Genomic DNA, 10,844 nt, shown 5'->3' on the forward strand with positions numbered 1-10,844 from the left:
CTAAATCACGTCAGCGCTGGCTGTTTTACGCGTATGACAGGATACGGAGGACGGTTGTGGCGCACGTCTTCGGTGAACGCACTCTGGCCACACTGGAGCGTCTTCTGAGCCTGCTGTCGGCCTTTGAGGTCGTGGTATGGATGACGGATGGCTGGCCGCTGTATGAATCCCGCCTGAAGGGAAAGCTGCACGTAATCAGCAAGCGTTACACTCAGCGCATTGAGCGACATAACCTGAATCTGAGACAACATCTGGCAAGGCTGGGACGGAAGTCACTGTCGTTCTCAAAATCGGTGGAGCTGCATGACAAGGTCATCGGGCATTATCTGAACATAAAACACTATCAGTAAGTTGGAGTCATTACCCAGCGTGGTTAACATGGATTCCCAATGAAATCGCCATGACGGACGCGACTATCCTGCGGACTATCGACTATGAACAATGCCGTGTACATATATTAGGAAACGCCCTCACCGATACCATAACCGAAAAGAAAGCGCTGGATATTTTCAAGTCCGTGGGCATTAACCCCGACTGTTCGTACCCAAAAGATCTGTATCTCAATACCTGGGCGAGCAACCATAATCTGGTTGAGTGGTCGTTTGCCGCTGAATGCGGGCTGAACCTCGGCTATTACCATTGCATCAGCCAGTATCGCCATCATGAGGAATGATATGAAGCAAGAAAGCGATCACTCTCCTTTACTATGGTCAGTCGTGATTGCCATTTTTGGGCTGGCGGCTATCGCTTTTTTTATTATCGCCGGGAATGCGAAAAAACAAGAAATCAGTTTTTCCTGCTCCTCGGAATTCACGTCGATACTCGACATCCAGGATACAAAAAAGGTACTCCATGGAATAATGCTGATTACCAGCTACAACTCCGGACACCTTTCATTGTCAGTACAAGGGAAACTCAAAAGTGATGATGGCGAGTTTGCTGTGAACCGAAAACTGTTCTTTCGCTATGCCCGACCACTCGGCCATACCGCCGGTGTTTTCATGCTCACTCCCAACGGACGTGAAAAATCCCCCGATGATGAAGCAACGGATGCTGTCGATTATCTCTTCTTCGACGCTTACGAACGTGCCGACAAGCTGTATATGCTAAAGCACTTGAATGAAGAAACGGTGCTTATCGGCGATAACTTTTCACCCCGCTTCGCCTGCGTGATGAATCACTTCGCAGGTTGATCTGCCCCCTGGATATGCGTCGGGTTAAGGATGACCTGATGTGTTGCCTGCCCGATAGCACGGACTTGGTCGATAAAGTGTGATGATGAGATTATTATTGTTGGCGGGCCAAAACGACGAAAGCCTGAATCATTTCTGATTCAGGCTTTCTGAATAGTGGCGGAATGGACGGGACTCGAACCCGCGACCCCCTGCGTGACAGGCAGGTATTCTAACCAACTGAACTACCACTCCGCGTTGTGTTCCGCTTGGGAACGAAGCGAATATTACGGATTGCCTCACGCCTCGTCAACGCTTTTTCTCACGTTTTTTAATCGTTTGCTGCAAAAATCACCCGAATGGTCATTTCCATACGGAAAACGTACAAACTATGCCCGCCAGAGGCAACTTCCGCCTTTCTTCTGCACCAGGTCAAGGCGCGACTCATGGGCCGCTAACTCTTCATCAGTGGCGAAAACAACGCGTAGTTTGCTGGACTGTCGCACAATACGCTGGATCCCCGTGTCATTCTGCTGCTGGCTGTCACCTTCCATTGAAAACGCCATCGTGGTCTGCCCACCGGTCATCATCAGATAAACGTCGGCCAGAATCTGGGCATCGAGCAATGCGCCGTGCAGGGTTCGCTTACTGTTGTCTATTTCATAGCGTGAGCATAACGCATCAAGGCTGTTGCGCTTGCCAGGAAACATTTTCCTCGCCAGCGCCAGGCTATCGGTAATTTTGCAGAATTCGTTTGTCTTCGGAATATCCCGCCTGAGCTTAGCGAATTCGTAATCCATAAAGCCGATATCAAACGATGCGTTATGGATGACCAGCTCCGCACCGCGGATGTAGTCGAGAAACTCATCGGCCACATCGGCAAACGTAGGTTTATCAAGCAGGAATTCGTCTGCGATTCCGTGTACACCAAACGCTTCCGGGTCCACCAGCCGATCCGGTTTCAGGTAAACGTGGAAGTTATTCCCGGTCAGGCGGCGGTTCACCACTTCAACCGCACCGATCTCAATGATCTTGTGGCCTTCGTAGTGGGCGCCAATCTGGTTCATACCGGTGGTTTCGGTATCGAGGACGATCTGTCGTGTAATTCCAGTGCTCATAACGGTCATTTATGTCAGACTTATCGTTTGATTTCGATTTGCTAAAACAGGAAGTCTACCAGAGATGCTTAAACAGGTAGAGATTTTCACCGATGGTTCTTGCCTGGGAAATCCAGGGCCAGGTGGTTATGGGGCGATTTTACGCTATCGCGGGCGCGAAAAAACCTTTAGCGAAGGCTACAACCTCACCACCAATAATCGCATGGAGCTGATGGCGGCAATCGTTGCGCTGGAAGCCCTGAAAGAACAGTGTGAAGTGATACTCAGCACGGACAGCCAGTATGTGCGCCAGGGCATTACGCAGTGGATCCACAACTGGAAGAAGCGCGGCTGGAAAACAGCAGATAAAAAACCAGTGAAGAACGTCGATCTGTGGAAACGTCTGGATACCGCGCTGGGGCCGCATCAAATCAAATGGGAATGGGTTAAAGGCCATGCGGGCCATCCGGAAAACGAACGCTGTGATGAGCTTGCGCGCGCCGCAGCAATGCGTCCCACTCAGGATGATATTGGGTATCAGGCGGAGGCTTAAGCGTCCGGTTTACGGTATTGCCGGGTTGCGCCAACGGCCTGGCGGATAGGCGTTTTGCTTTTATTTTGTTTCATCGGGTTGAGCGTAAGCGGAATGGTTCGCTTACGCGCAACCACCAGTTGCAAACAGCCCAGCGCAGGGATATGGGCGCTTAACATTTTCCCGCCCTTCTTGTTCCAGGGCAGGACATGAAAACGGCTATAGTGCAGTACTTCAAAATTCAACAATGAGAGCCAGTCCAACTGCCGCATGAGGGTAAACATCCGGCTGTTGTAGGGCGATGTTTTACGCAATACGGGCACCAGTTTACGCAATCCCATCAGACTTACCGGGTTAAAGCCGCTCAGAATCAACCAACCGTCATCAATAAGCACGCGATCGGCTTCATGCAGTAAGCGATGTGGATCGGAACACCACGGCAGCGTATGAGCCAACAAACAAACATCCACGGACTTATCGGCAAAGGGCAGATGTAAAGGATCGGCAGTCACCTGCATGGGAGCGCCATGCAAAGAAACATTTACCTGATGAGAAACCGCGCACGCTTCAGAATTGATTTCTGCGCTTAAATTACCAATCTTAAGCAGATGAAATCCGTACATTTTTGCGAACCACGGGTTAAGCTGATGCTCCAGCGCCTGACGATAGTGTTCGCCCCAGGGCAAATCATCCCAACTAACGGGCGCTACGACAGTTTGAGGGATCCTTGCCGGTTTCATCACAACCTTCCGTTACGCATTGAGAGGTAATCTATGAATCTTAACAGTATTCCTGCATTTCAGGACAATTACATCTGGGTCCTGTCGAATAATGACAAACATTGTCTGATTGTGGACCCGGGTGAAGCAGCACCTGTTCTGAAAGCTATTGCAGAACATAACTGGGTTCCCGAGGCCATTCTGCTGACACATCATCATCAGGATCACGTGGGCGGCGTGAAAGAACTTCTGCAACATTTCCCACAAATAGCGGTATACGGACCGGCTGAAACGCAAGATAAGGGAACGACGCATATAGTCGAAGATGGCGATATTGCACTCGTTTTGGGGCATGAATTTACGGTAATTGCTACGCCGGGTCACACTTTAGGACATATCTGTTACTTTAGCCACCCTTACCTGTTTTGCGGCGACACGCTCTTCTCCGGTGGCTGCGGTCGGCTTTTTGAAGGCACAGCATCTCAAATGTATCAATCACTTAAAAAACTAAACGCACTTCCTGACGATACATTGATTTGTTGCGCACATGAGTACACATTAGCAAACATGAAGTTTGCCTTAAGCATTCTTCCGCACGATCCGTTCATAAATGAATATTATCGTAAAGTTAATGAGTTACGCGTAAAAAAACAAATGACACTGCCCGTAATTCTGAAAAATGAGCGACGAAATAATCTTTTTTTAAGAACGGAAGATATTGATTTAATTAATGAAATAAATAAAAAAACAATATTGCAACAACCTGAAGAGCGTTTTGCCTGGTTAAGGTCAAAGAAAGATACGTTCTGACAATTGCGGGTTGCCTTTTGAAAACTTCGCCGTTATGATCGGTCGTCTTTTAAGCAACTATTGACACACACATGAAGGCAAAAGCGATATTACTCGCCTCTGTCCTGCTTGTTGGGTGCCAGAATACTGGTAACGTCCAACAACACGCACAGAGCCTTTCTGCAGCTGGTCAAGGGGAAGCAGGAAAGTTTACAAGTCAGGCGCGATGGATGGACGACGGAACATCTATCGCTGCTGATCAAGATTTGTGGGCTTTCATTGGTGACGAGCTAAAGATGGGAATTCCGGAAAACAACCGGATTCGCGAACAGAAACAGAAGTATTTACGCAATAAGAGCTATCTCCACGATGTAACTTTACGGGCAGAGCCGTATATGTACTGGATAGCCGGGCAGGTTAAGAAACGTAACATGCCAATGGAACTGGTACTACTACCCATAGTGGAGAGCGCTTTTGATCCTCACGCAACGTCTGGCGCCAATGCCGCAGGTATTTGGCAGATCATTCCGAGCACGGGGCGCAATTATGGTTTAAAACAGACCCGCAATTATGATGCACGTCGCGACGTTGTGGCTTCCACCACCGCCGCACTGGACATGATGCAGCGTCTGAACAAAATGTTTGATGGCGACTGGCTGCTGACCGTTGCTGCTTATAATAGCGGTGAAGGTCGTGTCATGAAGGCAATTAAAACGAACAAAGCCCGTGGTAAACCCACTGACTTCTGGTCGTTGCCATTGCCTCAGGAAACGAAGCTATATGTGCCAAAAATGCTGGCATTGAGCGATATACTCAAAAACAGCAAACGCTATGGCGTGCGTCTGCCAACAACAGACGAAAGCCGCGCGTTGGCACGTGTTCGCCTGAGTAGCCCGGTTGAAATGGCTCAGGTTGCCGATATGGCGGGTATTTCCGTCAGCAAGCTGAAAACCTTCAATGCAGGCGTGAAAGGCTCCACGTTGGGTGCCAGCGGTCCGCAATATGTGATGGTGCCAAAGAAGCATGCAGAGAAGCTGCGTGAGTCTCTGGCCTCAGGCGAAATTGCAGCCGTGCAGTCAACGTTGGTTGCGGATAACACGCCGCTGAACAGCCGCAGCTACAAAGTTCGCTCTGGCGATACGCTTTCTGGCGTCGCTTCACGTCTTGGCGTAAGCACCAATGACCTTAAGCAGTGGAATAATCTGCGCGGGTCATCGCTGAAAGTAGGCCAAAATCTGACGGTGGGCGCTGGTACCAGCGCACAGCGACTGGCGAACAACAGCGATAGCATCACCTATCGTGTGCGTAAAGGCGACTCGCTCTCGAGCATTGCCAAACGCCACGGGGTTAACATCAAGGATGTGATGCGCTGGAACAGCGATACGAACAATCTGCAGCCAGGCGATCAGCTAACGTTGTTTGTGAAAAACAGCGGTATGCCGGACTCCTGATAGCATTGTAGAAATGAAGGCACTGGTTTCCCCCCAGTGCCTTTTTTATTTATCCCGCTTTATGTGCTTCAACCATTATCGTGTCGCTGGTAAACGAGCCATCTTCCTGTAACGCAAAATAGGCTTTCACTTCCGCAGAAGCACTTTGTTGGTATACACGGATCGCGTCGCTCAATGCTGCAGGCGTGCGCATCCGCGCCACCCACGAACTGAACTCCAGCGGCAGACGATCGGTTAACAAGGTATCGGCAATCAGATTGGCGTCATTGATTAACGACAGCCATTCTCCGCTGGAATAGTTGCGTACGTGCGAGGTATCGCGTAACGCCTCCACAGTTTGCAACCAGATGTCACGTACAGGATGGCCTGGCGACATCACATCCATCACAATCAGCACGCCGCCGGGCTTCAGAACGCGGTTCACTTCTCGCAACGCACGCCCGACATCATGCCAGTGATGCGCGGAATAGCGGCTAATCACCACGTCAAATACGTTATCTTCAAACGGCAGGCTTTCAGCATAACCCTGCCGTGTGGCGATATTCTCCAGACCTCTGTCCTTTGCCGCTTCAGTGACCACGTCAAGCATCTGCGACGATAAATCATATGCCACTACCTGCTTTACGTATTGCGCGGCCACAAAGCTGGCGTGCCCCGCTCCGCATCCCATATCCAACACACGGGCCTGCGGAAATGCCAGCAACCTTTCCCCCAGACGTTGCAAGTCACGACCAGAGGCGTGCACCGCACTGGTTAAGTAGGCATTAGCCTGAGAGCCAAACTGTTTTTCGACGTTGTCATGATGAGAGCGTGTTGTCATTGTGTTGTCCTTCGGTTGTTGTGAAATATGAAGGGCAACCATCACAGGCCTGCCCTACGGCAGACCTGACACACCGTTATTGTTCAGGTTTGCCGGGACTGAATTCAACGAGTAGCGGGTTGTGGTCGGAGGCGCGGGTGACCAGCACAGAGGCCTCACTCACGTTCAGACCGCGATAGAACACAAAATCGAGAGGACGACCAAACGCGCGGCGGCGCTGATCGTCGGTAAAGCGCACCTGGCGCAGCGACATTTCACGCGCAAAGCGGTACAGCGCATTCATCCGTCGACGGCTCCAGGCATTAAAATCGCCGGCCATAATCACCGGACCGCTGTGATGAGCAATCTGATCGCCAATGGGAAGTAACTGCTTACTATAGACATCAACGCCAAGGCTAAAGTTAACCGCGTGGATATTCACCACCATTAACAACCGAGTGTCAGGCAACGGGTACACCGTCACCAGCGCCGATTTCGCCAGCCGTAAAATAGGCTCACGCTCGCGCAATGGGCAGCAGTAAACAGGATGGGCGGAGGAGAGTGTCATAACGCCAGAGGGGTGCTGAGGCAGCACAAAGGCGGGAACCTGGTCGGCAGCGAGATAGTTAGTGGTCGCAAACTGCACCAGTTCTGGTGTGGTTTGCGCTTCCTGCAATAACACCAGATGCGCGTCTTTACCAAAATTCTTCAGCACCGACTGCCATTCTGCTCGCTGCTGTTTAAAAATATTCCATACCAGCACGCGAATGCGATCTTCACTGCTCAACGGTACGCCTGCGGGTAATGCCTGGCCAATATGCGCAAACGAGCCCGGCGGTAAAATCCGCTCGGCGGGTTGTCCGGCAACATAACGCATGGCATAGGTGTTTTTTCGCACTTTAGACTTTCAAACCTCTGTAACGTCAACCAGTCCGCAGCCGGACTGGTTCTTCTGTTATAGGGATTTTAGCACTCACTTTCAACGAACAATTGCAGTTTGTTTTGTAAGTGGGCGCTTACATCAATGATTTACCCCAGAGCAACGTGCGTGGGCTTATCAAGACGGCCGCTCAGCCCCATCAGCAGGAAAGCCACCAGAACAATAAGTGCGCCAATCCATGGTGTCTGCGCCAACCCATAATGCTCGACCGTTTGTCCGCCAATCACGGAACCCAGTGCAATACCAATGTTAAACGCTGCAATGTTCAGCCCTGACGCCACATCAACAGCATTGGGCGTAAATTGTTCCGCTTTCTGTACCACGTAGACCTGCAACCCCGGTACGTTACCGAAGGCAAAGATCCCCATCACCAGAATGGTAGCCAGCGCGGCGTACTGCGTGGAAGCCGTCAGTTGGAAGACCATCAGCAGAACAAACAGTGCGGCGAAAATGAATTTCAACGCAGGAACCGCACCATGTTTATCCGCCAGCTTACCGCCCCAGATATTGCCGATAGCGACTGATACGCCGTAACCCAGTAAGATCCAGCTCACCGCTGCCGGGGAGAAGCCCGCCAGATCCTGCATCATCGGTGCCAGGAAGGTGAAAGCCGTGAACACACCACCGTAGCCCAATGCCGTAACGGCGTAAATCAGCAACAAACGAGGATGAGTCAGCACTTTCACCTGGTCGCGAATGCTGGCGGCCGCTCGACCAGGAATGTTAGCCGGGATCAGCAGTTGACTACTAATCAGCGCAATCACGCCTAACATTGATACTGCCAGGAAAGTCTCACGCCAGCCAAAGTGCTGGCCGATAAACGTACCCAGCGGCACGCCCGTGACCAGTGCCACCGTTAAGCCACCGAACATAATAGCGATGGCGGAAGCTGCTTTTTCTTTTGGCACCAGACTTGTCGCGATAGTGGAACCAATCGAGAAGAATACGCCGTGAGCCAGCCCCGTCAGCAGACGGGCGACAATAAGTGTCATATACCCGGGTGCCTGCCATGCCAGTAAATTCCCCGCCGTAAACAGGACCATCAGCGCGACAAGCAACTTTTTACGTGGCAGGCTTCCGGTCAGAGCGGTCAGCACTGGTGCGCCAATCGCCACACCCAGCGCATAGATTGAAACCAGCATCCCGGCTGAAGGTAACGAGATTGCCAGTTGTTGAGCGATGGTCGGCACCAGGCCAACAATCACAAACTCAGTCGTGCCAATAGCGAAGGCACTTATTGTTAGTGCAAATAATGCGAGAGGCATAAATAACTCCGTAACATCAGTAATCAGATGACACGCAGTATGCCGGGATGTTTTAATAACAAAAATATTCAAAATCTCAATATAATTTTGCGTCAGGTGCAAAAATGAAAGCAACCTCTGAAGAACTTGCGATTTTTGTGGCCGTTGTGGAAAGCGGCAGCTTCAGCCGGGCGGCAGAACAACTCGGTCAGGCTAATTCCGCAGTCAGTCGGGCAGTAAAAAAGCTGGAGATGAAATTGGGTGTGAGTCTGCTTAATCGAACTACCCGACAGCTAAGCCTGACTGAAGAAGGAGAACGCTACTTCAGGCGTGTGCAGCAGATACTGCAAGAGATGGCAGCAGCAGAAACGGAAATCATGGAGTCGCGCAATACCCCGCGCGGCCTGCTGCGTATCGACGCGGCAACGCCGGTGATGCTGCATTTCCTGATGCCGCTAATCAAACCGTTCCGTGAGCGATATCCTGAGATGACGTTGTCTCTTGTCTCCTCAGAAACGTTCATCAATCTTATTGAACGAAAAGTGGATGTCGCGATACGAGCAGGTACGCTGACTGACTCAAGCCTGCGTGCGCGTCCGTTGTTTACCAGCTATCGTAAGATTATTGCCTCACCGGACTATATTGCCCGTTTTGGCAAGCCCGAGACTGTCGAACAGTTAAAGCAGCATCTGTGTCTGGGGTTTTCCGAACCCGTTTCACTCAATACCTGGCCGATTGCCCGTAGCGACGGACAGCTCCATGAGGTCGAATGTGGGATTTCTTCCAACAGCGGGGAAACGTTAAAACAGCTTTGCCTGAGCTGCAATGGTATCGCATGTCTTTCAGATTATATGATTGATAAAGAGATCGCGCGGGGAGAACTGGTGGAGCTGCTGGCCGATAAACGTCTGCCGGTAGAAATGCCTTTCAGCGCCGTTTACTACAGCGATCGTGCGGTCAGTACACGCATTCGGGCATTTATAGACTTTTTAAGTGAGTATATAAGAACAGCTCCCGAAGGAGCCGTGAAAGAGGGTTAAAGGTACAGAGGGTCGGGCAATTAATCCCAATCAGGGGCCAGGCCTTCCGGGCTGACCAGACGATCGTTGCAGTCCAGTGCCGCGATCGCTTTTTTATCTTCAGTATCCAGATGCAGGTCCAGCGTCAGCAGGTTGCTTGCCAGGTTTTCACGCTTGGTAGATGAAGGGATCACGGAGTAACCTTCATCCATTGCCCATGCCAGAATAACCTGCGCCGGGGTCGCGTTATGTTTAGCGGCAATGCGTGCAATCACTTCATCTTTTAGCGCCTTACCGTAAGCCAGCGTCATGTAAGAGGTGATGTGGATACCGTGCGCTTTAGCCCAGTCAACCACCTTACGACTCTGCAGATACGGAGACAGCTCAATCTGGTTGGTCGCGATATTGTCTGCACCTACTGTAGCAATGGCTTTTTCCATCAGTGGAATAGTGAAATTTGAGACACCAATTTCGCGAGTCAGCCCCTGCTCTTTCGCTTCAAGCAGCGCCTGCATAAACTCTTCAACGGATACCGCATCGCCCGGAGATGGCCAGTGGATCAGCGTCAGATCGACATAATCCGTACGCAGTTTCTTCAGACTTTCTTTCAGACTTGGGATCAGTTTGTCTTTGCTGAGATTTTCAATCCAGATCTTGGTGGTGATGTACAACTCGTTACGCGGTACGCCACTTTCGGCAATCGCCTGACCAACAGCCGCTTCATTTTCATAGATTTGCGCAGTGTCGACAGCACGGTAGCCCAGCTCAAGCGCCGTTTTGACAGAAGCGATAACCACGTCGTCTTTCAGGCGAAACGTACCTAAACCGAATGCAGGGATAGTCATAGAATTCCTCTTTTTAATCACTATGTTCGTTAACTGAGAGGATTATGACCATCAGTTCTTTACCGAAAAAGAGTGAAAAATGCAGAGGATTTTTGCGGATTCAGCAATAATTAAATCGCTGGAAAAGAAAAAGCCCTGAGCGTTAGCTCAGGGCTCTTAATAAGTGGCGGAACGGACGGGACTCGAACCCGCGACCCCCTGCGTGACAGGCAGGTATTCTAACCAACTGAACTACCG

Annotated in this window: 12 protein-coding genes, 1 tRNA gene and 1 pseudogene; 7 read left to right on the forward strand and 7 right to left on the reverse strand. The window is 50.8% G+C overall.

Annotated elements, in window-relative coordinates:
• The 3 genes and pseudogenes from OGV38_RS08275 to OGV38_RS08285 form a co-directional block, all read left to right on the forward strand.
• Positions 1–350 (forward strand): annotated as a pseudogene (locus tag OGV38_RS08275) (IS1-like element IS1X2 family transposase); the annotation flags it as partial.
• Positions 351–400: 50 nt separating this feature from the next.
• The gene (locus OGV38_RS08280; protein WP_286473166.1) at positions 401–673 is read left to right on the forward strand and encodes a hypothetical protein; all 273 of its coding nucleotides are present in this window, start codon (positions 401–403) and stop codon (positions 671–673) included.
• 1 nt (position 674) lies between these two features.
• The gene (locus OGV38_RS08285; protein WP_016155747.1) at positions 675–1,193 is read left to right on the forward strand and encodes a FidL-like protein; all 519 of its coding nucleotides are present in this window, start codon (positions 675–677) and stop codon (positions 1,191–1,193) included.
• 157 nt (positions 1,194–1,350) lie between these two features.
• Here the strand turns inward: OGV38_RS08285 and OGV38_RS08290 are convergent.
• Together OGV38_RS08290 and dnaQ are read right to left on the reverse strand one after the other, a co-directional pair.
• Positions 1,351–1,427, reverse strand: a tRNA-Asp gene (locus tag OGV38_RS08290).
• Positions 1,428–1,561: 134 nt separating this feature from the next.
• Complete coding sequence (gene dnaQ / locus OGV38_RS08295) at positions 1,562–2,290, reverse strand: DNA polymerase III subunit epsilon (protein ID WP_029139417.1); 729 nt, start codon at positions 2,288–2,290, stop codon at positions 1,562–1,564.
• Between the two features lie 64 nt (positions 2,291–2,354).
• Here dnaQ and rnhA point away from each other — a divergent pair, with 64 nt between their 5' ends.
• Positions 2,355–2,822, forward strand: coding sequence for a ribonuclease HI (rnhA, locus tag OGV38_RS08300; RefSeq protein ID WP_016151805.1), 468 nt, complete (start codon positions 2,355–2,357; stop codon positions 2,820–2,822).
• Here rnhA and OGV38_RS08305 read toward each other — a convergent pair.
• Positions 2,819–3,541: a class I SAM-dependent methyltransferase gene (locus OGV38_RS08305; protein WP_218733391.1), complete on the reverse strand. Its 723-nt coding sequence runs from the start codon at positions 3,539–3,541 to the stop codon at positions 2,819–2,821. The genes rnhA and OGV38_RS08305 overlap by 4 nt on opposite strands.
• 33 nt (positions 3,542–3,574) lie before the next feature.
• On the opposite strand from OGV38_RS08305, the gene gloB reads away from it, so the two are divergent.
• Together gloB and mltD are read left to right on the forward strand one after the other, a co-directional pair.
• Complete coding sequence (gene gloB, locus OGV38_RS08310) at positions 3,575–4,330, forward strand: hydroxyacylglutathione hydrolase (RefSeq protein WP_075846672.1); 756 nt, start codon at positions 3,575–3,577, stop codon at positions 4,328–4,330.
• Positions 4,331–4,401: 71 nt separating this feature from the next.
• Positions 4,402–5,760 (forward strand): murein transglycosylase D, encoded by a 1,359-nt coding sequence (mltD, locus tag OGV38_RS08315; RefSeq protein ID WP_029139416.1) that lies wholly within the window; start codon positions 4,402–4,404, stop codon positions 5,758–5,760.
• A gap of 49 nt (positions 5,761–5,809) precedes the next feature.
• On the opposite strand, the gene OGV38_RS08320 is transcribed toward mltD, so the two are convergent.
• From OGV38_RS08320 to OGV38_RS08330, 3 genes are all read right to left on the reverse strand, one after another.
• Positions 5,810–6,580 (reverse strand): class I SAM-dependent methyltransferase, encoded by a 771-nt coding sequence (locus tag OGV38_RS08320; RefSeq protein WP_049271174.1) that lies wholly within the window; start codon positions 6,578–6,580, stop codon positions 5,810–5,812.
• 76 nt (positions 6,581–6,656) lie between these two features.
• Entirely contained in the window at positions 6,657–7,457 is an 801-nt protein-coding gene (locus tag OGV38_RS08325; RefSeq protein ID WP_029139415.1) for an endonuclease/exonuclease/phosphatase family protein, read from the reverse strand.
• Between the two features lie 131 nt (positions 7,458–7,588).
• Positions 7,589–8,764 (reverse strand): MFS transporter, encoded by a 1,176-nt coding sequence (locus tag OGV38_RS08330; protein WP_103284442.1) that lies wholly within the window; start codon positions 8,762–8,764, stop codon positions 7,589–7,591.
• 104 nt (positions 8,765–8,868) lie between these two features.
• Here OGV38_RS08330 and yafC point away from each other — a divergent pair, with 104 nt between their 5' ends.
• Positions 8,869–9,783, forward strand: a complete 915-nt coding sequence (yafC, locus tag OGV38_RS08335; protein ID WP_269518866.1) for a DNA-binding transcriptional regulator YafC — start codon at positions 8,869–8,871, stop codon at positions 9,781–9,783.
• A 20-nt stretch (positions 9,784–9,803) separates the two neighbouring features.
• Here yafC and dkgB read toward each other — a convergent pair whose 3' ends face one another.
• Positions 9,804–10,607, reverse strand: coding sequence for a 2,5-didehydrogluconate reductase DkgB (gene dkgB, locus OGV38_RS08340; protein ID WP_286473169.1), 804 nt, complete (start codon positions 10,605–10,607; stop codon positions 9,804–9,806).
• Positions 10,608–10,844: the final 237 nt, after the last annotated feature.

This window comes from Citrobacter sp. Cb080, from assembly GCF_030334745.1.
GTDB classification, from domain to species: domain Bacteria; phylum Pseudomonadota; class Gammaproteobacteria; order Enterobacterales; family Enterobacteriaceae; genus Citrobacter; species Citrobacter braakii.